Annotated in this window: 27 protein-coding genes; 15 read left to right on the forward strand and 12 right to left on the reverse strand. The window is 76.5% G+C overall.

What is annotated here, in order from left to right; translation table 11 throughout:
* Window positions 1-625: 625 nt before the first annotated feature.
* Both D5H78_RS10410 and D5H78_RS10415 read left to right on the forward strand, forming a co-directional pair.
* Complete coding sequence (locus tag D5H78_RS10410; RefSeq protein ID WP_119950409.1) at window positions 626-982, forward strand: YciI family protein; 357 nt, start codon at window positions 626-628, stop codon at window positions 980-982.
* Window positions 979-2,226 (forward strand): RNA polymerase sigma factor, encoded by a 1,248-nt coding sequence (locus tag D5H78_RS10415; protein ID WP_342782449.1) that lies wholly within the window; start codon window positions 979-981, stop codon window positions 2,224-2,226. The genes D5H78_RS10410 and D5H78_RS10415 overlap by 4 nt, the downstream gene beginning before the upstream one ends.
* 127 nt (window positions 2,227-2,353) lie before the next feature.
* On the opposite strand, the gene D5H78_RS19765 is transcribed toward D5H78_RS10415, so the two are convergent.
* Entirely contained in the window at window positions 2,354-2,806 is a 453-nt protein-coding gene (locus D5H78_RS19765) for a CPBP family glutamic-type intramembrane protease (protein ID WP_218566472.1), read from the reverse strand.
* A 391-nt stretch (window positions 2,807-3,197) separates the two neighbouring features.
* Window positions 3,198-3,854 (reverse strand): FadR/GntR family transcriptional regulator, encoded by a 657-nt coding sequence (locus tag D5H78_RS10425; RefSeq protein WP_165865697.1) that lies wholly within the window; start codon window positions 3,852-3,854, stop codon window positions 3,198-3,200.
* 50 nt (window positions 3,855-3,904) lie between these two features.
* Here D5H78_RS10425 and D5H78_RS10430 point away from each other — a divergent pair, with 50 nt between their 5' ends.
* The gene (locus D5H78_RS10430; protein ID WP_119950412.1) at window positions 3,905-5,176 is read left to right on the forward strand and encodes an MFS transporter; all 1,272 of its coding nucleotides are present in this window, start codon (window positions 3,905-3,907) and stop codon (window positions 5,174-5,176) included.
* Between the two features lie 22 nt (window positions 5,177-5,198).
* Here D5H78_RS10430 and D5H78_RS19325 read toward each other — a convergent pair whose 3' ends face one another.
* The 4 genes from D5H78_RS19325 to D5H78_RS10445 form a co-directional block, all read right to left on the reverse strand.
* Window positions 5,199-5,366 carry a hypothetical protein gene (locus D5H78_RS19325; RefSeq protein WP_165865699.1) on the reverse strand — a complete coding sequence of 56 codons (168 nt, stop codon included), beginning with the start codon at window positions 5,364-5,366 and terminating at the stop codon, window positions 5,199-5,201.
* Window positions 5,336-6,763: a hypothetical protein gene (locus tag D5H78_RS10435; RefSeq protein WP_119950413.1), complete on the reverse strand. Its 1,428-nt coding sequence runs from the start codon at window positions 6,761-6,763 to the stop codon at window positions 5,336-5,338. Before D5H78_RS10435 ends, D5H78_RS19325 begins: the two co-directional genes overlap by 31 nt.
* A complete protein-coding gene (locus tag D5H78_RS10440; protein WP_119950563.1) occupies window positions 6,760-7,104 on the reverse strand; it encodes a PadR family transcriptional regulator in 345 nt (114 codons plus the stop codon). Before D5H78_RS10440 ends, D5H78_RS10435 begins: the two co-directional genes overlap by 4 nt.
* A 114-nt stretch (window positions 7,105-7,218) precedes the next feature.
* Window positions 7,219-7,716 (reverse strand): MarR family winged helix-turn-helix transcriptional regulator, encoded by a 498-nt coding sequence (locus D5H78_RS10445; protein WP_119950414.1) that lies wholly within the window; start codon window positions 7,714-7,716, stop codon window positions 7,219-7,221.
* Between the two features lie 115 nt (window positions 7,717-7,831).
* Here D5H78_RS10445 and D5H78_RS10450 point away from each other — a divergent pair, with 115 nt between their 5' ends.
* On the forward strand, window positions 7,832-8,773 hold the full coding sequence (locus tag D5H78_RS10450; protein ID WP_119950415.1) for an NADP-dependent oxidoreductase: 942 nt from the start codon (window positions 7,832-7,834) through the stop codon (window positions 8,771-8,773).
* A 16-nt stretch (window positions 8,774-8,789) separates the two neighbouring features.
* On the opposite strand, the gene D5H78_RS10455 is transcribed toward D5H78_RS10450, so the two are convergent.
* Together D5H78_RS10455 and D5H78_RS10460 are read right to left on the reverse strand one after the other, a co-directional pair.
* A complete protein-coding gene (locus D5H78_RS10455; RefSeq protein ID WP_119950416.1) occupies window positions 8,790-9,335 on the reverse strand; it encodes a DUF2231 domain-containing protein in 546 nt (181 codons plus the stop codon).
* 96 nt (window positions 9,336-9,431) lie between these two features.
* Entirely contained in the window at window positions 9,432-9,815 is a 384-nt protein-coding gene (locus D5H78_RS10460) for a MarR family winged helix-turn-helix transcriptional regulator (RefSeq protein WP_119950564.1), read from the reverse strand.
* A 163-nt stretch (window positions 9,816-9,978) separates the two neighbouring features.
* Here D5H78_RS10460 and D5H78_RS10465 point away from each other — a divergent pair, with 163 nt between their 5' ends.
* Window positions 9,979-10,632: a maleylpyruvate isomerase family mycothiol-dependent enzyme gene (locus D5H78_RS10465; RefSeq protein WP_119950417.1), complete on the forward strand. Its 654-nt coding sequence runs from the start codon at window positions 9,979-9,981 to the stop codon at window positions 10,630-10,632.
* A 134-nt stretch (window positions 10,633-10,766) separates the two neighbouring features.
* Here D5H78_RS10465 and D5H78_RS10470 read toward each other — a convergent pair whose 3' ends face one another.
* The gene (locus D5H78_RS10470; RefSeq protein ID WP_119950418.1) at window positions 10,767-11,117 is read right to left on the reverse strand and encodes a nuclear transport factor 2 family protein; all 351 of its coding nucleotides are present in this window, start codon (window positions 11,115-11,117) and stop codon (window positions 10,767-10,769) included.
* Window positions 11,118-11,197: 80 nt separating this feature from the next.
* On the opposite strand from D5H78_RS10470, the gene D5H78_RS10475 reads away from it, so the two are divergent.
* Complete coding sequence (locus tag D5H78_RS10475) at window positions 11,198-11,995, forward strand: MerR family transcriptional regulator (RefSeq protein WP_119950419.1); 798 nt, start codon at window positions 11,198-11,200, stop codon at window positions 11,993-11,995.
* Window positions 11,996-12,002: 7 nt separating this feature from the next.
* Here the strand turns inward: D5H78_RS10475 and D5H78_RS10480 are convergent, their stop codons facing one another.
* The 3 genes from D5H78_RS10480 to paaI are packed head-to-tail and all read right to left on the reverse strand — an operon-like array spanning window position 12,003 to window position 14,412.
* On the reverse strand, window positions 12,003-12,785 hold the full coding sequence (locus D5H78_RS10480) for an enoyl-CoA hydratase/isomerase family protein (protein WP_119950565.1): 783 nt from the start codon (window positions 12,783-12,785) through the stop codon (window positions 12,003-12,005).
* A gap of 5 nt (window positions 12,786-12,790) precedes the next feature.
* Entirely contained in the window at window positions 12,791-13,987 is a 1,197-nt protein-coding gene (pcaF, locus tag D5H78_RS10485) for a 3-oxoadipyl-CoA thiolase (protein WP_119950420.1), read from the reverse strand.
* A complete protein-coding gene (paaI, locus tag D5H78_RS10490; protein WP_218566474.1) occupies window positions 13,984-14,412 on the reverse strand; it encodes a hydroxyphenylacetyl-CoA thioesterase PaaI in 429 nt (142 codons plus the stop codon). The genes pcaF and paaI overlap by 4 nt, the downstream gene beginning before the upstream one ends.
* Before the next feature lie 103 nt (window positions 14,413-14,515).
* Between paaI and D5H78_RS10495 the strand changes: the two genes are divergently transcribed.
* The 9 genes from D5H78_RS10495 (at window position 14,516) to paaZ (ending at window position 22,694) form a co-directional block, all read left to right on the forward strand.
* A complete protein-coding gene (locus D5H78_RS10495) occupies window positions 14,516-15,124 on the forward strand; it encodes a TetR/AcrR family transcriptional regulator (RefSeq protein ID WP_119950566.1) in 609 nt (202 codons plus the stop codon).
* A gap of 295 nt (window positions 15,125-15,419) precedes the next feature.
* Window positions 15,420-16,328, forward strand: a complete 909-nt coding sequence (gene paaA, locus D5H78_RS10500; protein WP_119950567.1) for a 1,2-phenylacetyl-CoA epoxidase subunit PaaA — start codon at window positions 15,420-15,422, stop codon at window positions 16,326-16,328.
* Complete coding sequence (gene paaB / locus D5H78_RS10505; protein WP_119950422.1) at window positions 16,325-16,699, forward strand: 1,2-phenylacetyl-CoA epoxidase subunit PaaB; 375 nt, start codon at window positions 16,325-16,327, stop codon at window positions 16,697-16,699. The genes paaA and paaB overlap by 4 nt, the downstream gene beginning before the upstream one ends.
* Window positions 16,696-17,460, forward strand: coding sequence for a 1,2-phenylacetyl-CoA epoxidase subunit PaaC (paaC, locus tag D5H78_RS10510; protein ID WP_119950423.1), 765 nt, complete (start codon window positions 16,696-16,698; stop codon window positions 17,458-17,460). The genes paaB and paaC overlap by 4 nt, the downstream gene beginning before the upstream one ends.
* Complete coding sequence (gene paaD / locus D5H78_RS10515; RefSeq protein WP_218566476.1) at window positions 17,457-17,945, forward strand: 1,2-phenylacetyl-CoA epoxidase subunit PaaD; 489 nt, start codon at window positions 17,457-17,459, stop codon at window positions 17,943-17,945. Before paaC ends, paaD begins: the two co-directional genes overlap by 4 nt.
* On the forward strand, window positions 17,946-19,049 hold the full coding sequence (gene paaE, locus D5H78_RS10520) for a 1,2-phenylacetyl-CoA epoxidase subunit PaaE (RefSeq protein ID WP_218566477.1): 1,104 nt from the start codon (window positions 17,946-17,948) through the stop codon (window positions 19,047-19,049).
* Window positions 19,046-19,786 (forward strand): enoyl-CoA hydratase/isomerase family protein, encoded by a 741-nt coding sequence (locus tag D5H78_RS10525; protein WP_165865700.1) that lies wholly within the window; start codon window positions 19,046-19,048, stop codon window positions 19,784-19,786. The genes paaE and D5H78_RS10525 overlap by 4 nt, the downstream gene beginning before the upstream one ends.
* Window positions 19,783-20,640: a 3-hydroxyacyl-CoA dehydrogenase family protein gene (locus D5H78_RS10530; RefSeq protein ID WP_165865701.1), complete on the forward strand. Its 858-nt coding sequence runs from the start codon at window positions 19,783-19,785 to the stop codon at window positions 20,638-20,640. Before D5H78_RS10525 ends, D5H78_RS10530 begins: the two co-directional genes overlap by 4 nt.
* Window positions 20,637-22,694, forward strand: a complete 2,058-nt coding sequence (gene paaZ, locus D5H78_RS10535; protein ID WP_119950425.1) for a phenylacetic acid degradation bifunctional protein PaaZ — start codon at window positions 20,637-20,639, stop codon at window positions 22,692-22,694. The genes D5H78_RS10530 and paaZ overlap by 4 nt, the downstream gene beginning before the upstream one ends.
* Window position 22,695 lies beyond the last annotated feature (1 nt).

Here is a 22,695-nt window from a genome sequence, read left to right on the forward strand (position 1 = left end):
AGCCGACGGCGTCTGCGATGTCCTCTGGTACGAGTCAGGGGGAGGGAGCGTCACAGACGGCCTCGGAGTCGACGAGATGGACACGTGCCCCATCTGCACTCGGATCGACGTGCGTGTTCCGTTGCGCTCCGAGCGGGGGTGCGCTGACACCGCGCGGGCGCGATCATCAGAGTCGTGCGCCAGGCAGCCGCTGCCCAGGACCCTGCACCACGCGACGTCGCGGACCAGCCCCCCACCGCAGGTACCGCGCCCGGCCAGGCAGACGATGTCGCTGGTGGCAGTTCGACGCCGTGCTGGCGCCGCTGGCACGGGGCCGCTGGCACGGGGCCGCTGGCACGGGGCCGCTGGCACGGGGCCAACGTCTGCACGATCGTCGTGCTACCGGTGGACCTCGTCGCCGCGGCCGAGCAGCAGGGCAAGCACCGGCTCGAGGGGTGCGTGGAGGACGTCGGCGGTTGCTCGTCCCGATCGAGTCCGCCCGGACGGCGCGAACGCGAGCCAGGCGGATCGATGCCTCGTCCGGCAGCTGCTGTGACCGCCGCACGTGCCGCAGGTGTCGTTCTGCGCCCCCGCCGTTCGTCCTAGCAGTGACACCGGCGACCGGCGCCGGTGCGGGAAGGACACCATGACCCTGTACGCAGCCATCATCTACAGCACCGACGTCGACTGGTCCGCTCGGGAGCAGGCGGGCGAGATGGCCGAGTACGCCGCCTTCAGCACCACGGCCGCTGCCGTGCTGCGCGGCGGCGCCGCGCTCTACCCGACCGCGACCGCCACGACGGTCCGGGTCACCGGCGGCAAGGGCGGCGAAGTGCTCAGCACCGACGGCCCCTACGCGGAGACCAAGGAGGTCCTCACCGGCTTCTTCCTGCTCGAGTGCGCCGACCTCGACGCAGCGCTCGCGCTCGCCGCGCAGATCCCCGCCGCATGGAACGGTGCGGTCGAGGTCCGTCCCGTCATCCCGATGGGACAGCCGTCCTGACCGCCGACACGCACGCCGCCCTCGTCGCGCTCGTCCGCGACGAGGGCCGGCGCGTCATGGCCACCCTCGTGCGCACGACCGGGTCGTGGGAGCTGGCCGAGGACGCCGTCCAGGACGCTGCGCTCCGGGCGCTGGAGACGTGGTCCCGGGACGGCATCCCGGCAGAGCCACGCGCGTGGCTCACCCTCACAGCCCGCCGTCGAGCGCTGGACGTGCTGCGGCGCGAGGCGGCCCGCACCGGCAAGCAGCAGGAGGCGGTGACGCTCATGGACCAGCGCGGCACCGCGGAGGACCTGCCCGGCTCCGTCGTCCGCGACGACCTGCTGCGTCTGATCTTCACCTGCTGCCATCCGGCACTGTCGCCGCAGACGCAGGTCGCCCTCGCGCTGCGCACGCTCGCTGGTCTCAGCACCGCGGAGACCGCGCGGGCGCTCCTCGTGCCCGAGCAGGTCATGGCCAAGCGCCTGACCCGCGCCAAGCAGAAGATCCGCGACGCGGCCATCCCCTACCGCGTGCCCCCCGACGCCGAGCTGCCAGCCCGGCTCCGTGGCGTCGGGGCGACGGTCTACCTGATGTTCAACGAAGGCTGGGCACCGGGCGCCGGCGACACCGTCGTGCGGCCGGACCTGCTCGACGAGGCGGTGCGCCTGGCCCGGCTGCTGCACGAACTCATGCCCGACGAGCCCACCGCCACCGGGCTGCTGGCCCTGCTGCTCCTGCTCGACGCACGACGCGCCAGCCGCGCCGGACCGGACGGCTCCCCGCTGCTGCTGCGCGAGCAGGACCGCGCACTCTGGGACCGGGCGCTCGTGGACGAAGGCATGGCACTGCTCGGCGACGGGCTGCGTCGCACCCCGGAGCGTCCCGACCCCTACGTCGTGCAGGCAGCGATCGCAGCGTGCCACGTCCTGGCACCTCACCCGCAGGCGACGGACTGGCGGGCGATCTGCTCCTGGTACGACGTGCTGCTCACCGTGCAGGACGTACCCGCCGTGCGGCTGGCCCGGGCCGTCGCGCTCGCCGAGCGCGACGGTCCGGCAGCTGGGCTCGCGGCCCTCGAGCACGTGCGCGGCCTGGAGCGCACAGCCGCTCTGCACGCCGCACGCGCCGAGCTCCTGCTGCAGTGCGGGCACGGCCCGGCCGCCGTCGCGGCCTACGACCGCGCCCTCGCACTGCCGGCGTCCGGCCCCCAGGCCAAGCACCTCCAGGGCCGGCGCGCCGCCGCACAGGCGGCCTCGCAGTAGCGCAGGCACGAGCAGCCACGGCGCGCGTGCGCAGCGCGGCACCCCTGCAACACCCTGCAGTACCGCGGTGGGGGCGGCTACGCTCTCCCGTTCTGCAGGGGCCCGCGTCCGTCGCTAAGGATGGACGTCACGCGTGCGCGCGCCATGGCGCTTCCTTCAGGCGTCCGATGGTCCCAGCGCGCGAACGGGCGAGCACCAGGACCGCGCACGCGACGTACGCGAGGATCGCGGCGAGGCCGCCGACGTGAGCCTCCTGGTCGACCAGGACGGCGGTGCCGGTCAGGATCGAGAAGTCGAACAACCCGTGGATGACCGAGTTGGCCCAGTTGCCGCCTGCGACGCGCCGCACCAGGTAGAAGAAGTAGCCGGCGAAGCTGACGGCTATGGGCTGGGGGATGCCTTGCGCTCCGCGCGACCCGAGCGCATTGACGATGTGCACCGCGCCGGACAGGGCGCTGGACCACAGCGCCACTGAGCCTCCTGCCAGGCCGTGGTTGCGCAAGGTCGTCACACCGATGCCGCGGAACATCCCCTCCTCGCCCCAGCCGACCAGCTGGATGGCGACGAGCAGCGCGAGCACGGAGGCGACGGTCTTGTCCCTGAGCGAGGCGTCGTCGACCGCGAGGGCGGTGCAGGCCAGGAAGATCGCCGGGACAGCCCAGACCCACCGCCGCACCGGCCGGTCCCGCCGAGGCGATCTCCTCGGGGTCGACGTCGACCCCGACGCCGACGCGGGGCGCCTCGCCGCCCTCCTGCTGGCCGTCCACCGCGGGATCGAGGCCCTCCCCGAGGCGGGGCGTCGACGAGGACTCCCTGGCGGGGATCGCGCAGACCGCCCTGGCCGCTCTCCCGCGACCGTCAGGGCGGAGGCGCTCGCAGCGGGCCCGACCGGGCGCGTACGAGGCCGTCTCCCGGGAGTAGGCACGGGACGGCGCGAGCGGCCCCGGCGGGAGGGTCGCTCGTGCGGCTCCTCACAAGAACGGGCCGAAGATCAGCGTGACCTGGGCGGCCGCGCGCTCGGGGTCCTGGGCCGCGATCGCCTCGACGAGCTCGTGGTGGGCCTCGCGGCCGAGGTCCTCGTCGCCGCCCTCCTCGTCGCGCATGTGCTGGGCGAACACGTCGAGCATGCTCAAGTAGAGGTCCAGGTAGAGCGGGTTGCGCGTCGCGGCGACGACCGCGGCGTGCAGGGCCAGGTCCGCGCCGGCCCTGGCCCGGGGGTCCGGGGAGGACCAGCTCGCGGCGCGGCGGTCCCGCAGCTCGCGCAGGAGCTCGACGTCGGCCTCGGTGCGCCGGAGCGCCGCCAGCGAGGCCGCGGTGCGGTCCAGGGCGAGCCTCAGCTCGAGGTAGTGCTGGCGGGTGCCGCCGCCCAGCTGGCGCTCCAGCGGCCCGGCCAGCTCCGAGGCGGAGATGACGAAGGTCCCCCGGCCCTGCTCGCGCCGCAGCAGGCCGGCGTGGACCAGGGACTGCACGGCCTCGCGCACGGTGTTGCGGCCCGCGCCCGACAGGGTGACCAGCTCGGCCTCGACGGGGATCCGGCTGCCGACCGGCCACCGGCCCGAGACCACCTCGTCGCGGAAGCGGGCCGCCACCAGGTCGATCAGGCCTCCTCGACGCAGCGGCTCCGGCACGCTAGCCTCCCGATTCATCCCATCATCCGACCTATGTCATCGGAGTCTAGGTGCACGCTCCACCAGCGCAGGCCGTCCAGCCGGGGCTCCGCCGCCCGGCCGTCTGGGCCGGTATCGCCATCGCCCTCACCGCGGTGAACCTGCGGACGGCGGTGACCGGGTTCAGCCCGCTGCTGGAGACCATCGGGGCTGACCTCGGCTTCGGGGTGGCGGTGGCCGGACTCCTCGGGACCGTGCCGGCGGCCTCCTTCGCCGTCTTCGGCCTGCTCGCCCCGGTGGTGACGGGGCGGTTCGGGCTGGAGCGCACCGCCACCGCGGCGCTCGGCCTCACCGCCGTGTCCCTGCTGCTGCGCGCCCTGTCGTCCGGGGCGCCCGTGCTCGTGCTGTCCACCGTGCTGGCCCTGGCGGGCATCGGCGCGGTGAACGTGGTGATCGTGCCGCTGGTCAAGGCCTGGTTCCCGGACCGCATCGCCGTGTGGACCTCCGCGTACCTGCTCCTGCTGCAGACCGGCCAGTTCGTCGCCCCGCTCATGGCGGTGCCGGTCGCCGACGCCGGCGGGTGGCGCCTGTCCGTGGGCCTGTGGGCTGTCCCTGCTGCTCTCGCCGCCGCCGTCTGGCTCGTCCTGGCCGCGCGCACCTCCGCCGACCACCACGGGCCCACGGCGTCCCCGACCCGCAGCGCGAGGCGGCAGGTCCTGAGGTCGCCGGTCGTCTGGGGGCTCGTGGTCCTGTTCGCGATGATGGCGCTGTCCAACTACACGATCATCACCTGGCTGCCGGCCGTGCTCACCGACGCCGGTGGCAGCCCGGGGCTCGGCGGCACCATGGTCGCGCTGTACTCGGTCTGGGGCGTCGCCGCCGCGCTGGTGGTCCCGCAGGTGGCCGACCGGATGGCGAACCCGTTCCCCGCGGTCGTGCTGTGCTCGGCCGCCCTGGTGGCCGGCTACGTCGGTCTGGAGCGGGCGCCGATGAGCGCCACCTGGGTCTGGGTCTGCGCGCTCGGCATCGGCGTCAGCACCTTCCCGCTGTGCCTGACGTTGATCAACCGCCGTACGCGCAGCCCGCACTACGCGTCGGCGGTCTCGGGCTTCGTCCAGGGCACCGGCTACGGGCTGGCGTGCCTCGGCCCGATCGGCCTCGGCCTCCTGCGCGAGGCCACCGGGTCGTGGTCCGCGCCGCTGTGGACCCTCGTCGCGACCGTCGTGCCCACCCTGGTCGCAGGCTGGTACGCCTGCCGCCCGGGGCTCGTCGACGACGCCGTGGCCGACCCGGCCCGCACGCCCGCGGCCGCACCTCCGCCGGCGCCCTCGTCCTCGAGGTGACGGGACGGGTCGTGCGGTGGCGTCAGCCGCGGGCGCGCAGCATGCGCGGGTCGGGCACGTGCCGCGACCTCCCGAGCGACCTCCCGAGCAGGTAGCCGGCGGCGGTGAGCAGGGCCACCGCCGTCAGGAGCGCGTGCGCCTCGAGCCCGATCGCGTACGTCAGCAGCCAGTAGCAGGGCAGCAGGAGCACGGCCACCACGGCCGCGAAGCGCGCGTGCGCGGCCGCCCGGCGCAGGGCGTCGCGCGAGGTACGGCTGGCCGCCCGCCCCCGCGCCGGCCGGTGGCACCAGCCCGCGAGCAGGGCCAGGGTCGCCGTGAGCAGGCCCAGCAGGAGCAGCGACGGCTCGAGCGGCCCGCGCTCCACCCCCGCGCGGGGACCGGCACGGCGTCTCGCGCCAGCCCCGTCGCCAACCGCAGGTGCATCGCGGGCGATCCGTCGCCCGTGCTGCTCAGCACGGTCCGCGCCTGCCCCGGCTGCCACCGCAGGAGCGCGTCGCCGTCCGCGACGAGCAGGGAGCGGCCCTGCCAGGCCAGGGGCAGGGTGCCGTCCGGCGGACCCAGCAGCGACGGGACCCCCGCACCGCCGCCGTCGCGCAGCAGCGCGGGAGTGCCGGGCTCGCCCTGGGCGTACGGCGACGCCGGTGCGGCGGTCATCGCGAGCGTGCCACCGTCACGGGACCAGCCCGCCGGGGCGACCCGCCACCCCTCCGGCAGCCGAGCGCTCGCGAGCAGGGCGCCGTCGGGCGCGTGCACCGCCAACCGCCCTGCGCGGGACACGGCGATGCGGCCGTCCGCGGCGACGGCCGCCGAGCCCGCCCCGACCGCGAGCGCGGTCTGCGCGCCGGTCGCGGTGTCCACCACGCGCGTCGCGTCGGGCGACGCCACGACGAGGGCACGGCTGTCGGTCGACCAGGCCAGCAGCCGCGGTCCCCCGTCGTCGGGCAGGCGGACACCGGGGAGGCTGCCGACCGACCCGTCCCGCAGGTCGTGCACCCGTACCCCGCCGTCCGCGGTCAGCGCGAGCGAGGCCCCGTCGGGGGAGAGCAGCGGCGGCCATTCCGGGCGCAGGGCGCCCGGCAGCGGGACGCGCCGGGCGGTCGTCCCGTCCGCCCCCAGGACGACGGCGAACTCCTCCCCGTCCTCGTCCCCGTCGACGTACGAGACCAGCGCCGGCCCGGCCGGGCTGGCCGAGACGGCGGCGGGCCGGGGCTCCCAGCCGGGCAGGTCGGTGAGGAGGGCGGGCCGGCCGTCGGCGCTGGACGGGCCGCCGAGGAGGCCCCGCCGCTCGAGCACCGCCGCGCCGAGCAGCGTGGCGGCGAGCAGGAGCGCGACGGCGGCCAGGGCGCCGAGCCGGGCGACCGGGTCGGTCACGAGCAGGCCGCGGGCGCGCGAGCGGACCGCGGCACGGAGCAGGTCGGCGGTCTCCGCCGCGCTCGGGCGGGCCCGGCCCGGGGCGGCGCAGGCCAGCAGGACCCCGAGCATCTCCTCGCCGCGCACCGCGCGCTCCGGGGCCGGCAGCAGGCGCAGCAGCAGCCGGTAGCGCCGCTCCAGCCGGGCCGCCGCGTCCGGCCGGCCCGCCGGGCTCACGCGGCGCCCTCCGCGGCAGACCCCCGCCGCCGCAGCCTGCGCAGCGCCGCCTCCGCCTGCCGCCGTGACCGCAGGGCCTCGGCCTCGAGGCGCTCGGCCCCGAGCCCCGTCAGCCGGTAGTAGCGCCGGAGCCGCGAGTCGACGACCTCCTCGCGGTCCACCGCCACCAGGCCCTCACCGGCCAGGCGGTCCAGCGCGCCGTACAGCGTCCCCACCCGCAGCCGCACGCTCCCGCGGGACAGCTCGCCGACCTCCTGCAGCACGGCGTAGCCGTGCATCGGGCCCCCGGCCAGGGCGCTGAGGATGAGGAAGGACGGCTCCTGGAGCCGGTCGCTCGGCATGGTCGCGAACATACTCCGGTCACCGGAGCATCGGCAACGGCCATCGAGGCGAGCTCGACCCTGACGCGCCAGCGCCGTCCACGGAGCCCCTGCTCCCCACCGGGCGCGCCGGGCTCAGCGCCGGCGGCGGGGTGAGGCGGAGCGGGGCGGCAGCGAGCGCATGTGGTCGCGCACGGGCGTGAGCAGGTCGGACAGGGCCCGCGCGTCCTCCCGCGGCAGGGGCTCGAACAGCTGCCGGCGCACGACCTCGGTGTGCCCGGGGAGCACCTGCGCCAGGCGCTCGCGCCCCGCGTCGGTGATGGTCACCGTCACCCCGCGCTCGTCGTCGGCGGAGGGGGCGCGGGTGACGAGGCCGGCCCGCTCGAGCAGCCCCGCCTGGTACGTCAGCCCGCTGCGGCTGTAGACGACGCCGTCGGCCAGGTCGGTCATCCGGGCGCTCCCGTCGGGCGCGTCGAGGCCGAGGCGCGCGAGCAGCTGGAACTGCACCCAGCTCAGGTCGCCGGCCTCGCGCAGCTGCTGCTCGACCGCGTGCCGCAGCAGGCCCGCGACCTCCATGAGCGCGAAGTACGCGCCCAGCTGGACGGGGTCGAGGTCGGCGCGGCGCTCCGGCATGCGCCCACCCTACCCGGTGCTGCGACTTCGAAGGGCTTGCTCAGAGTTCGAAGTAGCGCTAAGGTCCGTAGTGCTTCGGATCCGAAGCAACGGTCCACGAGGAGAGGCACCAGCGATGAAGGCAGTGCGGTTCCACGAGTACGGCGACCCGGGCGTCCTGCGTTACGAGGACGTGGACGTCCCGGTCCCCGGACCCGGCCAGGTGCGGGTGCGCGTCGCCGGGACGTCCTTCAACGGCGTCGACGGCAACATCCGGGCCGGCCTCATGCAGGGGCCGATGCCCCTGACCCTCCCGCACGTCCCGGGCGTCGACGTGGCGGGGACGGTCGACGCGCTCGGCGAGGGGGTCACCGGCCTGACCGTGGGCGACGACGTGGTCGGCTTCCTCCCCTTCGTCGCCGACGGCGCCGCGGCGGAGCACGTGCTCGTCGCCGCCGACGGCCTGGCCCGGGCGCCCCGGAGCATCCCGCTCGCCGACGCCGCCGCGCTGCCCGTGGTGGGCCTCACCGCGTGGCAGGCCCTCGTCGACCACGCCCGGCTCCAGCCCGGGCAGCGGGTCCTCGTCAACGGCGCCGGTGGTGCCGTGGGCGGCTACGCCGTCCAGTTGGCGAAGGCGGCGGGTGCCCACGTGGTCGCCACCGCCAGCCCCCGCAGCGCCGACCGGGTCCGGGCCGCCGGCGCCGACGAGGTCGTGGACCGCACGGCCACCGACGTCGCGGCGGTCGTCGAGCCGGTCGACGTCCTGCTCAACCTCGCGCCGATCGACCCCGAGCGGTTCACCGAGCTCGCCGGGCTCGTGCGGGACGGCGGCGTCGTCGTCAGCACCACGGTGTGGATGCCCGCCCCGGGCGACGAGCGCCGCGGCGTCCGCGCCGTCGACCTCTACGTCCGCAGCGACGTCGACCAGCTCGACGAGCTCGTGGCGCGGGTCGACCGGGGGGAGCTGACCGTCGACGTCGCCGAGCGCGTCCCGCTGGCCGAGCTCGCCCGGCTCCACGAGCGCGCGGCGGCGGGGGAGGTCTCGGGCAAGGTGGTGGTCGTCGTCGAGGAGCGCTGAGCCGACGTGGGGAGCGCTACCCCGTGGCGCCCGCGGAGGCTCCCCGGGCGGTCTCCCGGTGGTGGGCCAGGTGCCCGCCCAGGAAGCCCGCACCCGCCACGACGAGGTTGCCGGCGACGGCCAGGGTCGTCCCGAGCCGGTGCCTCCGGCGCAGCCGCGCGACGAGCGAGCCCGTGAAGAGGAGGACCGCGGCGTCCATGCCGAGCCCGTGGACGGCGCCGAGGCGACGCGCCGCCCCGGTGGTCTCGGCCCAGTCGGCAGCACCCGCCAGAGCCGTGGGCACGGAAGCCAGCACGCCGACACCCGTGAGGAGTACCGCGCCGTGACGCGACGCGGGTCCGCCGGCGAGGTCGAGCAGCGACGTGCCGAGCCAGCACCCGGCGGTCACGTCGGTCAGCGACGGGTGCAGGGGGTGGCCGAGCGCGTCGGTGTGCAGCGGGCTGCGCCGCACCCGCGCGATCAGCGGGCCGTAGGCCAGATCCTGCGCGCGGGCGACGCGCTCGGACAGAGGGCTCTCGCCGACGGCGCGGACGGCGCGTCGGGGAAGCGTGCTCGACGTCACGGCGCTGACGGTACGCCCGACGCCGCGCGGCGGAAAGCGCTATCGGAGTCAGCGTGCCGGCTAGCCCGGTCCGGGCGACGGTGCAGGGGTGACGGTCTACCCGTACGGGTCCGTCACCTCCCGCAGCCGGGTGAGCGTGCGGCGCAGCTCGGCGGTCGCGGCCCGGCCCAGGTGGCGCGTCCACTCTGCCTCGACCTCCTCCTCGACCCGCTGCGCCACCTCGACGGCGGCGCGCCCGCGCTCGGCGACCACCACGAGGCGGGCGCGCGCGTCCGTGGGGTCGGGGACGCGCCGCACGTACCCGGCCCGCTCGAGCTGGTCGACGAGGAAGCCGGCGGTCTGCTTGGTGACCCGCGCCTGCTCGGCCAGCTCGGTGAGCCGCGTCCCCTGCGTCCCGACGCGGGCGAACACCCGCCCCTGGGCCGCGGTCACGTCGTCGTACCCCTCCGCGGCCAGGGCGTCGAGCACCCGCGCCTCCATCGCGCGGTGGGCGAGGAAGCAGAGCAACCCCAGGTTGGGCTGCCGCTCCTCGCCCTGCGCCGCCCGCTGCTCCTCTGCCACCCGCACCCCTTGACGTCGTCAGAGGGTCGAACCACTGTGGTACGAGGATCGTACTTCCCTGGCTCGACGGAGGAGGCGTCCCATGGACGTCGACGAGGTGTGGCGCACGACGTTCAAGCAGCGGCTGGCCCTGGCCGACCTGCTCGACGACCTGGCTCCCGGCGAGTGGGAGGAGGCGTCCCTGTGCCGGGGGTGGCGCGTGCGTGACGTGGCGGCCCACCTGACGCTGGCGCAGATGCGGCCGCTGCCCGCCGCGCTCGCCCTCCTGCGGGCACGCGGCAGCTTCGACCGGATGGTCCACGACACGGCGGTCGCGCGCGCGGCGCTCCCACCCGGGGAGCTGACCCGGCGCCTGCGCGCCACGACGGCCTCGCGCGCGAAAGCGCCCGGCATCAGCCACCTCGAGCCGATGCTCGACGCCCTCGTGCACGGCCAGGACGTCGCTGTCCCCCTGGGGCGCGAGCACCCCGTGCCCGCCCTCGCCGGCGCCGTCGCGGCCGAGCGGGTCTGGGCGATGGGCTGGCCCTTCCACGCCCGACGGCGGCTGCGGGGGTTCCGCCTGGCCGCGACCGACGCCCCGTGGGCGGCGGGGGAGGGGGAGCTCGTCGAGGGCCCGGTCGGCGCGCTCCTGCTCGTCCTCACCGGCCGCCCGGCGGGAGCGACCGGGCTGCGCGGCCCCGGCGCGGCGGAGCTGCGGGCGCGGCTCGCGCCGGTCGGGGCCGCCGCGGGGGGCTGACCCGGGCAGCCCGGTCCGTGAGCCGTCAGCCGCCCGTCGCCGGCCGCGGCCTCACGGACGAGCCGCGCGACGACGTCGCGCCGCGAGACCGTCACCGCGCGCGAGGCGTCCACCTCGACGACGCGGGGCTGGGCTCAGGGGGCGATGACGAGCTCGGCGACGCGGTCGCCGTCGAGGGTGAAGCGGAAGCCGAGGTCGACGACGCCGCCGGGGAAGTCGCCCTGCAGGCGCTGGGTCACGAGCCAGTGGGCGTCATCGCGCCGCGCGGCGAGGAGCCTGGTGGTGTAGGTGAACCCGGCCCCGGCGCGGGAGAGGAAGCGGCGCACCTCCTCGGTCCCCCGGTAGGTCGCGCCGTCGTCGACGACGACGGCGTCGGGCGCGAACGCGCGCAGGGCGGTGTCGGTGTCGCGGGCGGCGTGCGCGGCGAGGTATGCGCGGATCGCGGCCGGGAGCTCGTCGTGCGGGGTGCTGGTCGTCGAGGTCATGCCCCGAGGCTGCGCGCTGCGGGCGCGGGAGGGTCAAGCACAGGACCCTCCCCCGGGGGGAGGGGTGGAAGCATGGCCGCATGATGTCGATCGGTGAGTTCTCCCGAGTGACGCACCTGAGCGTGCGGACCCTGCGCCGCTACCACGACGCGGGCCTGCTGGAGCCGGCGCTCGTGGACGGCGCCAGCGGCTACCGCTACTACGGCGCGGAGCAAATCCCCACCGCGCAGGTGATCCACCGCCTGCGCGAGCTCGACGTACCGCTGGCCGACGTGCGGCGCATCCTCGGCTCGCCCGACCCGGGCAGGCGGGCCGCGCTCGTGGCGGAGCACCTGCAGCGGCTCGAGGCGGAGCTCGACCGCACCCGCGCCGCCGTGGCCTCCCTGCGCCGGCTCCTGGCGCCGGAGCCGCCGCCGCTCGAGGTCGAGCTGCGCGCGGTGCCCGCGGCGACGGTGGCCGCGGTCGAGGACGACGTGGCGCACGAGGACGTCCTCAGCTGGTACGCCGGCGCCATGGCCGAGCTCGATGCCGCGGTCGGGTCGGCGGGGGTGCCCGGCGGGCTCTACGACGGCGCGCTGTTCGAGGAGGGCCGCGGGCACGTCCTGGTGTACCGGCCGACGCCAGAGCCACCGCGCCGGGGCCGGGTCCACCCGGTGACCCTGCCGGCCGTCGAGCTCGCCGTCACCACGCACGCGGGCGAGCACGACGACATCGACGTCACGTACGGCCAGCTCGGCGCGTGGGTGAGCGCGAACGCCCTCGCGGTCGTGGGTCCCGTGCGGGAGCGCTACCTCGCGGGGCCGCGGGACACGGCGGACCCGGCCGCCTGGCGCACCGAGATCGGGTGGCCCGTCTTCCGCGTCGGCGGACCCGCCTGACCCCGCGTCAGCGGCCCCGGAACACCGGCCGCCGCTTCTCCTGGAACGCGGCGAACCCCTCGCGGTAGTCCTCCGTCGCGCCGGCGCGACGCTGCGCCTCCGCCTCCAGCGCCAGCACCTCGGCGAGCGAGGGCGAGTCGTCGCGGACCCGGGCCAGCAAGCGCTTGCTCGCGGTGTACGCCAGGGTCGGCCCGGCGGCGAGGGTCCGCGCGGTGGCGAGCGCTTCCCCGTACGCCGTCCCGGTCGGGACGACGCGGTTGGCCAGCCCCCACGCCGCGGCCTCGGTGCCGTCGAGCAGCCGGCCGGTGTAGACGAGCTCGAGGGTGCGCGGGCGGCCGATGCGCTCGGCGAGCAGGAGGTGCGCGCCGCTGTCCAGGACCGCGCCGATCCGGCCGAACGGTGAGCCGAACCGCGCCCCCTCCGCGGCCACGACGAGGTCGCAGGCCAGCGCGAGCCCCAGCCCCACGCCCAGCGCGGGCCCCTCGACCGCGGCGACGGTCGGCACCGGCAGCCCGGCCAGCCGCTCGACGACCGGGTTGACGACGTGGGCCAGCACGTCGCCGGCGTCCTCGGCGAGCGGGTCGACCCCGGCGATGTCGCGGCCGGCGCAGAAAGCGCCGCCGGAGCCGGTGAGGACCAGGGCGCGCACCTCGCCCGTACGGCCCGCGACCTCGTCGACGAGGCCGCGCAGCGCCGAGGTGGAGGCGTCGTCGAGCGCGCCACGGCGCTCGGGCCGGTCGATGGTGAGGACGGCGACCGCGCCGTCGACGTTCAGGGAGACGGTGCCCACCGGGCTCACGCAGCCTCGAGCAGGACCGCGATGCCCTGCCCCACGCCGATGCACATGGTCGCGACGGCCCGCCGCCCGCCCTGCCGGCGCAGCTGCCAGGCCGCGGTCAGCACGAGGCGCGCGCCGCTCGCGCCGAGCGGGTGGCCGAGGGCGATGCCGCCGCCCTGCGGGTTGACGTGCCCGGCGTCGTCGGGGATCCCGAGGCGGCGCAGCACGGCGAGCACCTGCGCGGCGAAGGCCTCGTTCAGCTCGAGGAGGTCCAGGTCCGCGACCTGCAGCCCCCGGCGGTCGAGGAGCTTGCGGGTCGCCGGCTCGGGCCCGAGGCCCATGAGGCGCGGCTCGACCCCGGCGACTGCCGCCCCGGAGACCCGGGCGAGGGGCTCGAGCCCGTACCGGCGCACCGCGTCCTCGGACGCGACGAGCAGGGCCGCGGCACCGTCGTTGATCCCGGAGGTGTTGCCCGCGGTGACGGTGCCGCCGGCCCGGAAGGCCGGGCGCAGCGCCGCGAGCGCCTCGAGGGACGTCTCGCGCGGCTGCTCGTCCCGGTCGACCACGACGTCGCCCCCCTTCCCGGGCACCTTCACCGGCACGATCTCCTCGGCGAGCAGGTCCCGGCTCGCCGCCGCGCGCTGCTGCGAGCGCAGGGCGTACGCGTCCTGGTCCTCGCGCGACACCCCGTCGAGCTCGGCGACGTTCTCCGCGGTCTCGCCCATGGAGTCGGTGCCGTACGCCGCCTCCATCGCCGGGTTCACGAAGCGCCAGCCGAGCGTCGTGTCGTGCACCTCGACCGCGCGGCCGTACGCCCGCTCCTGCTTGCCCATGACGAACGGGGCGCGGCTCATGCTCTCGACCCCGCCGGCGACGACGAGGTCGGCCTCGCCGGCGGCGACCGCGCGCGCGGCGGTGGCCACCGCGTCGGCGCCCGAGCCGCAGAGCCGGTTCACCGTGCTGCCCGGGACGGTGACGGGCAGCCCGGCGAGCAGGACCGCCATGCGCGCCACGTCGCGGTTGTCCTCGCCGGCCTGGTTGGCGCAGCCCAGCACCACGTCGTCCAGCGCTGCCGGGTCCAGCGACGGGTGCCGCTCCAGCAGGGCCCGCAGCGCGTGCGCCGCGAGGTCGTCGGGCCGCACCGCCGCCAGCGCGCCGCCGTAGCGGCCGATGGGGGTGCGGACCCCGTCCACCAGGTACGCCGTCCCGCTCATGCCCCGCCCTCCCGCCGCAGGGCGCGGCTGCGCCCGCGGAGCTCGGCGACCACGCGGCCGCCGCTCGTCACCCGCACGTCGTACAGCCCGCCGCGCCCGCGCAGCACCCGCTCCTGCGCCTCGGCGACCAGCTCGTCACCAGGCCGCGACGGCTCCAGGAACTCGATGTCGCCGCCGGAGGCCACCGTGTCGCGGCCCCCGCTGTTGCAGGCGTAGGCGAACGCGGTGTCGGCGAGCAGGAACACGTAGCCGCCGTGGGTCAGCCCGTGCCCGTTCGCCATCGTCGGCACGACGCGCATGCGGGTCGTCGCGGTGCCCGGCCCGACGGCCAGCAGCTCGATGCCGAGGTCGTGGGCGACCGCGTCGGCGTCGTGCAGGCGCTGCACGCTCGCCTCCGCCAGGGCCTGGTCCTCGGTGACCGGCACGCGCACCCCCTGCCCGGGCCGACGCGCGCCCGACCGTCCGTTCGGTCCGGTGTACCTGCCCGTCGCCCCCCGGGTCAAGGCGGGGCGTGCCATCCTCCCCGCCATGGCACCCGAGCGCCCCCGCACGCCGTACGACGCCGCGTCCCTCGTCGCGCTGGCGGCGGACGTCTTCACCCGGCGCGGGTACGACGGCACGAGCATCAGCGACCTCGCCCGCGCGGCCGGCCTCACCAAGTCGTCGATCTACCACCACGTCGAGGGCAAGGAGCACCTGCTCCGCCTCGCCCTGGAGCGCGCGCTCGACCCGCTCTTCGCGGTGCTCGACGAGCCGCAGGCCCGCGAGGGGGCCGCCCTCGCGCGGCTCGAGCACGTCCTGCGCCGGCAGGTCGAGGTCCTCGTGCGCGAGCTGCCGTACGTGACGCTGCTCCTGCGGGTCCGCGGCAACACCGAGACCGAGCGCTGGGCGCTGCAGCGCCGGCGCGAGTTCGACGCCGTCGTCGCCGGCCTCGCCCGCGAGGCGGCGGCCGAGGGCGACCTGCGCTCGGACCTGGACGCCGCCCTCGTCGCCCGGCTCGTCGCGGGCATGACCAACTCGGTCGTGGAGTGGTACCGCCCCGCCGGCCAGCGCGCCGAGCGCGGCACCCGTCCCGGCGTCCAGCACCTCGCCGACACCGTCGTGCACCTCGCCCTGGACGGCTGGCGGGCCCGGTAGCGCCCTCCGCGCACGATCGCGGCGGGGAGGGGGTGGTCGCGGCCGGGCAGGTGCGTGGTCGTGGCCGGGGAGGCGCGTGGTCGCGGCCGGGGAGGCGCATGATCACGGCGGAGGAGGGACACCCCGCGGCGATCATGCGCTCGTGGTGCTCCGGCGGCCCTCCCCGGCGCGGCGGCGGGTTGACGGCGGGCGGGGGTGGCGGCACCCTGGGACCGAACGATCGTTCGGTCGCTGAGGAGGGTCCGTGGACGACGCGCAGCGGGACGACGCGCAGCTGCTGGAGCGCTTCGAGGCGATGGTCGCGGCGGACGAGCGGGTCGAGCCCAGGGACTGGATGCCGGAGGCGTACCGCAGGACGCTGGTGCGTCAGATCGCCCAGCACGCGCACTCGGAGATCATCGGCATGCAGCCCGAGGGGAACTGGGTGACCCGCGCGCCGAGCCTGCGCCGCAAGGCGATCCTGCTGGCCAAGGTGCAGGACGAGGCGGGGCACGGGCTCTACCTCTACAGCGCCGCCGAGACCCTCGGCGTCGACCGCGCGGAGCTGCTCGACCTGCTGCACGCCGGGAGGCAGAAGTACTCCTCGATCTTCAACTACCCGACGCTCACGTGGGCCGACATGGGCGCCATCGGCTGGCTGGTGGACGGGGCGGCGATCGTCAACCAGGTGCCGATCACGCGGTGCTCGTACGGCCCCTACGCCCGCGCCATGGTCCGCATCTGCAAGGAGGAGTCCTTCCACCAGCGGCAGGGCTTCGAGGTCCTCCACCACCTGTCGCACGGCACGCCCGAGCAGCACGCGATGGCGCAGGACGCCGTCGACCGCTGGTGGTGGCCGTCGCTCATGATGTTCGGCCCGCCGGACGACCGGTCGCCGAACAGCGCGCGGTCGATGGCCTGGCGCATCAAGCGGTTCAGCAACGACGAGCTGCGCCAGCGGTTCGTGGACATGGCCGTGCCGCAGGCGCAGGCGCTCGGGCTCACGCTGCCCGACCCCGACCTGCGGTGGGACGAGGAGGCCGGCCACTGGCGGTACGGCCCCATCGACTGGGACGAGTTCGCCCGCGTCCTCACCGGCGACGGGCCGTGCAACGCCCAGCGGCTCGAGCACCGGGTGCGCGCGCACGAGGACGGTGCCTGGGTGCGCGAGGCCGCGACGGCGTACGCCCAGAAGCAGGCCGCGCGGGCCCGGGCGGCGGCATGAGCACCCCGGAGGTGCGGGCCGAGGGCGGGCACGGCGCGGTGCCGGTGGACGGCGTCGCGACGGGCGCGCAGGCGCCGACGCCGGCGTCGCGGCGCGACTGGCCGCTGTGGGAGGTCTTCGTGCGCGGGCGCCGCGGCCTGGCCCATACGCACGTCGGCAGCCTGCACGCCCCCGACGCGCCGATGGCGCTGCGCAACGCCCGCGACCTCTACACCCGGCGGCAGGAGGGCGTGTCGCTCTGGGTCGTCCCGTCCGCGTCGGTCACGGCGTCGAGCCCGGACGAGCGCGACCCGTTCTTCGCGCCGGCCGCGGACAAGCCGTACCGGCACCCGACCTTCTACGAGGTGCCAGACGGGGTGCAGCACCTGTGAGCGCGGCGGTGGTGACGGCCGAGGTCGCGTACGTCCTGCGCCTCGCCGACGACGCGCTCGTCCTCGCCCAGCGCCTGGCCGGCCAGCTCACCCGGGCGCCGCAGCTCGAGGAGGACGTCGCGCTGTCGAACATCGCGCTCGACCTGCTCGGGCAGGCGCGCCCCCTGCTCACCCGCGCGGGCGAGCTGGAGGGTGCCGGGCGGAGCGAGGACGACCTCGCGTACCTCCGCGAGGAGAGGGCTTTCCTCAACTGCCAGCTCGTCGAGGTGCCGGAGCGCGACTTCGCCGAGACCATCGCCCGGCAGCTGCTGTTCTCCTGCTACCAGCTCCCGCTCTACCGCGTCCTCGCGACGAGCACCGACGAGGTGGTGGCGGGCGTGGCGGAGAAGGGCGCGAAGGAGGTCGACTACCACCGCGACCACGCCGTGCAGTGGACGCTCCGGCTGGGCGACGGCACCGACGAGAGCCACCGGCGGATGCAGGCGGCCCTGGAGCGGCTGTGGCCGTACGCGGACGAGCTGTTCGAGAGCGACGACGTGACCCGCGCGGCGGCCGCGAGCGGCCTCGGCGTCGACCCGGCCGGGCTGCGCGCCGGCTGGGACGCCGACGTCGACGCCGTCCTCGCGGAGGCGACGCTGACCCGCCCGCAGCCGGTGCGCCGGGCGACGGGTGGCCGGCGGGGTGTGCACACCGAGGCGATGGGCTACCTGCTCGCGGAGATGCAGCACCTGCACCGCTCGCACCCGGGGGCGACGTGGTGACGGTCGCGGCGCTCGACGTCGAGCGTGCCCGCGCGGTCGCCGGCGGCGTGCCCGACCCCGAGGTGCCCGTGCTGACCATCGCCGACCTCGGCGTCCTGCGCGCCGTCGAGGAGGACGGCGGGCGCCTGCGGGTGACCGTGACGCCCACCTACTCCGGCTGCCCGGCCATGGACGCCATCCGCGACGACGTGGTGCGCGCGCTCGCCGCCGAGGGCTTCGGCGACGTCGAGGTCGTCACGGTGCTGAGCCCGGCCTGGACGACGGCGTGGATGAGCGACGAGGGGCGGCGCAAGCTGGCCGCGTACGGCATCGCCCCGCCGCAGCGGCGCGCGGACGGTCCCGTCCTCGTCGCGCTGTCCGTGCGCTGCCCCCAGTGCGGCTCCCCCCGCACCCGCGAGCTGGCCCGCTTCGGCTCGACCTCGTGCAAGGCGCTGCGGCAGTGCGAGGACTGCCGCGAGCCGTTCGACCACTTCAAGGACCACTGAGTGGGCGCCCCGACGACGACCGCCCGGCGCCCGCGCCTGGCGTTCCACCCGCTGCGGGTCTCCGAGGTCGAGCGGCTCACCGACGACGCCGTGGCGGTCTCCTTCGAGGTCCCCGAGGAGCTGAGGGGGGCGTACGACTTCGTGCCCGGCCAGCACCTGACGCTGCGGCGGGAGATCGACGGCGAGGAGGTGCGGCGCAGCTACTCGATCTGCGCCCCCGCGGGGCAGGGCCGGCTGCGGGTGGCGGTGCGGCGCCTCGACGGCGGCGCGTTCAGCGAGTGGGCCACCCGCGACCTGCGCGCCGGCGACGTGCTGGACGTCATGACGCCCGCGGGCCGCTTCGGGGTGCCGTTCGTGCCGGGGCGGGCCCGCCACTACGCCGCCGTGGCGGCGGGCAGCGGCATCACGCCCGTCATCAGCCTGGTCGAGACCGCGCTGGCGGTGGAGGCGGGCAGCCGCTTCACGCTGGTCTACGGCAACCGGACGACGGCCAGCGTGATGTTCCTCGAGGAGCTCGCGGACCTCAAGGACCGCCACCCGGACCGGCTCCAGGTCGTGCACGTGCTCTCGCGCGAGCCCCGGGACGCCCCGCTGCTGTCCGGCCGGGTCGACGCCGACAAGCTGCGGCTGCTGCTCGGCGAGGTCGTGGACCCGGCGGGCGTCGACGCGTGGTTCCTCTGCGGACCCGCCGGCATGGTGGAGCAGGCCCGCACGGCGCTGTCTGCGGCCGGCGTCCCGGACGGCGCCGTGCACCACGAGCTGTTCCACGTGGCCGGCGCGGGGCCCGCGACGCGCCGGGAGCGGTCCGACGCACCCGCGGGGGCGCGCAGCACCGTCACCGCGGTGCTCGACGGGCGCAGCACGACGCTGGAGCTGGCCGAGGAGGGCGAGCCGGTGCTCGACGCGGTCCTGCGCGTGCGGGCCGACGCCCCCTTCGCCTGCCGCGGCGGCGTCTGCGGCACCTGCCGGGCGCGGGTCGTCGAGGGCACGGTGCGGATGGAGCGCTCGTACGCGCTCGAGGAGTCCGAGGCGGCGGCCGGCTACGTGCTCACCTGCCAGTCCCACCCGACGAGCGAGCGGGTCGTCGTGGACTTCGACCAGTGAGCGGCGCGCTGCACGTCGACGTGCGCGAGGACCGCGTCGTCGCGACCATCGACCGGCCCGAGACCCGCAACGCCATCGACGCCGGGCTCGTGGCCGAGCTCCACGAGCTCTGCCGCCTGCTCGAGGACGAGCCGCGCCCGCTCGTCCTCGCCGGTGGCGACGGGGTCTTCGTGTCGGGCGCCGACATCCGCCAGCTGCGGGAGCGGCGGCGCGACGACGCCCTGCGCGGCATCAACTCGGGCCTGTTCGACCGGCTCGCCCGGCTGCCCCTGCCCACGGTGGCGGCGGTGGACGGCCACGCCCTCGGCGGCGGTGCGGAGCTCGCGTACGCCTGCGACTTCCGCGTCGCCACGCCCCGCACCCGCTTCGGCAACCCCGAGGCCGGGCTCGGCATCCTCGCCGCGGCGGGCGCGACCTGGCGGCTGCGCGACCTCGTCGGCGAGCCGCTGGCCAAGGAGGTGCTCCTCGCGGGCCGCGTGCTGGACGCGCAGGAGTGCCTGGCCGCGCACCTCGTCACCGAGGTCGTCGAGCCCGCCGACCTGCTCCCCGCGGCGCACCGCCTCGTCGACCGCGTGCTGCGCAGCGACCTGCTGGCCCTGCGCCTGACCAAGCTCGCCCTGCGGGTGCCCGCCGGGGCGCACCCCGCGTTCGACGACGTGGCGCAGGCCGTGCTCTTCGAGACCGAGGAGAAGGAGCGGCGGATGACGGCGTTCCTCGAGCGCAGGTCCCGCCCGTGAGCGGGCTGCCGGAGCGCACCGGGGTGCTCGGCGGCGGGCGGATGGGCTCGGGGATCGCCCACGCCCTGCTGCTCGCCGGCTCGCACGTCGTCGTCGCCGAGTCCGACGAGGCGCGGGCGGCCGCGGCGCGCGAGCGGGTGGCCGACGCCGTAGGGGCGAGCGAGCGCCGCGGCACCCTCCCGGAGCCGGTGGACGCCGTGCTCGCCCGCCTCACCACCGGCACGGGCGCCGCGGCGCTCGCGGGGTGCGGCCTCGTCGTCGAGGCCGTCCCGGAGGACCCCGCGCTCAAGGCGCAGGTCCTCGCGGCGCTGGACGCGGTCCTGGCGGACGACGCCGTCCTGGCGACCAACACGTCCTCCCTCGGCGTCGGCGAGCTGGCAGCCGCTCTCCGCCCGGACCGCGCTTTCCTCGGGCTGCACTTCTTCAACCCCGTGCCCGCCAGCGCCCTCGTCGAGGTCGTCGCGGGCCCCGGCACCGGCGACGCGCTCGTCGAGCGGGCCCGCGGGTGGGTCGAGGCCCTGGGCAAGACCGCCGTGGTGGTCCGCGACGCGCCCGGCTTCGCGAGCAGCCGGCTCGGCCTCGCCCTCGGGCTCGAGGCCGTGCGGATGGTCGAGGAGGGCGTCGCGAGCCCCGAGGACATCGACGCGGCGATGGTGCTGGGCTACCGGCACCCCGTCGGGCCGCTGCGCCTCACCGACCTCGTCGGGCTCGACGTGCGCCTCGGCATCGCCGAGCACCTCGAGCGCACGCTCGGCCCGCGCTTCGCCCCGCCCGCGCTGCTGCGCGACAAGGTGGCCCGGGGCGAGCTGGGCCGCAAGACCGGCAGGGGCTTCTACGAGTGGGAGGACCGATGAGCACCACCGCCGTCCGCGACGTCGCCGCCGTCGAGAGCTTCGTCGCCGGGCGCTGGACCGCGCCGCGGGGCGAGACGACGACGCTGCTCGACGCCGCGACGTCCGAGCCGGTCGCGCGGATCGCCGCCACGCCGGTCGACGCCGCCACCGCCGTCGAGCACGGCCGCGCCGTCGGGGGCCCGGCCCTGCGGGCCCTCACCTTCCACGAGCGGGCGCTGCTGCTCAAGCAGCTCGCGCAGCACCTGCAGGGGCGCAAGGACCTGTTCTACGAGCTCTCCGCGCGCACCGGCGCGACGCGCCGCGACTCGCTCGTCGACGTCGACGGCGGCATCGGGGTGCTCTTCACGTACGGCTCGAAGGGCCGGCGCGAGCTGCCCGGCGGGCACGTGCTCCTCGACGGGCCCGCCGAGCCGCTGGGCCGGGGCGGGCAGTTCGTCGGGCAGCACGTCTACACGCCGCGGCGCGGGGTGGCGCTGCAGGTCAACGCCTTCAACTTCCCGGTCTGGGGGATGCTCGAGAAGCTCGCCCCGGCGTTCCTCGCCGGCGTGCCGACCGTCGTGAAGCCGGCCCAGCAGACGGCGTACCTCACCGAGGCGGTCGTGCGGGAGGCGCTGGCCAGCGGCCTGCTCCCCGAGGGGAGCCTGCAGCTGCTCGCGGGAGGGGCGCGCGGGGTGCTCGACGTGCTCGGCGACCAGGACCTCGTCGCGTTCACGGGGTCGGCCGCGACCGCGCAGGCGCTGCGCACCCACGAGGCCGTCCTGCGCGGCGGCGTGCGCTTCACCTCCGAGGCCGACTCGCTGAACTTCTCGCTGCTCGGGCCCGACGCGGTGCCCGGCACCCCCGAGTTCGACCTCTTCGTGCGCCAGCTCGTCACCGAGATGACGGCCAAGGCGGGGCAGAAGTGCACCGCGATCCGCCGCGCCCTCGTGCCGAGCGCGCTCGTGGACGCGGTCGTGGGGGCGGTGGAGGCGCGGGTCGCCGAGAAGGTGCGGGTCGGCCACCCGCAGGCCGACGGGGTCACCATGGGGGCCCTCGTCAGCCTCCGGCAGCGCGACGAGGTCCGGTCGCGGGTCGGCGACCTGCAGCGCTCGGCCCGGCTGGCCGTCGGCGACCCCGCGCGCTTCGACGTCACGGGCGCGGACGCCGACCGCGGCGCGTTCCTGCCGCCGCTGCTCCTCGTGGCCGAGGACCCGTGGCGCCCGGAGGTGCACGAGGTCGAGGCGTTCGGGCCGGTGAGCACCGTGGTCGGCTACGCCAGCACCGCCGAGGCGGTCGAGCTCGCCGCCCGCGGCCGCGGCAGCCTCGTCGGCTCGGTCGTCTCGAACGACCCCGGGGTCGTCCGCGACGTCGTGCTCGGCGTCGCCCCCTGGCACGGGCGGGTGCTCGTGCTCGACCGCGACAGCGCCGGCGAGTCGACCGGCCACGGGTCGCCGCTGCCGCACCTCACCCACGGCGGGCCAGGCCGGGCCGGCGACGGCGAGGAGCTCGGCGGCGTACGGGCCGTGCGGCACTTCATGCAGCGCACCGCCCTGCAGGGCTCGCCGCGCGCTCTGTCCGCCGTCACCGGCACCTGGGTGCCGGGTGCGCCGCGCCGGACCCCGCAGCGGCACCCGTTCCAGCTCTCGCTCGCCGAGCTGCGGGTCGGCGACAGCGTCGAGTCCGGGCCGCGGACCGTCACGCTCGAGGACATCGACCGGTTCACCGAGCTGTCGGGGGACCGCTTCTACGCCCACACGGACGACGAGGCCGCACGCGCGAACCCCTTCTTCGAGGGGCGCGTCGCGCACGGCTACTTCCTCGTCTCGCTGGCCGCGGGGCTCTTCGTCGAGCCCTCGCCGGGCCCGGTGCTCGCGAACTACGGCCTGGAGGACCTGCGCTTCCTCACCCCGGTGAGCCCGGGCGACGCGGTGCGCGTCGTCCTCACCGCCAAGAGCATCGCCCCGCGGGTGGACGCCGACTACGGCGAGGTGCGCTGGGACGCGCGGCTGCTCAACCAGCGCGACGAGCTCGTGGCCACGTACGACGTGCTCACCCTCGTGGCCAAGCAGCGCTGAG

The sequence above is a fragment of the Vallicoccus soli genome, assembly GCF_003594885.1.
Lineage (GTDB): Bacteria > Actinomycetota > Actinomycetes > Motilibacterales > Motilibacteraceae > Vallicoccus > Vallicoccus soli.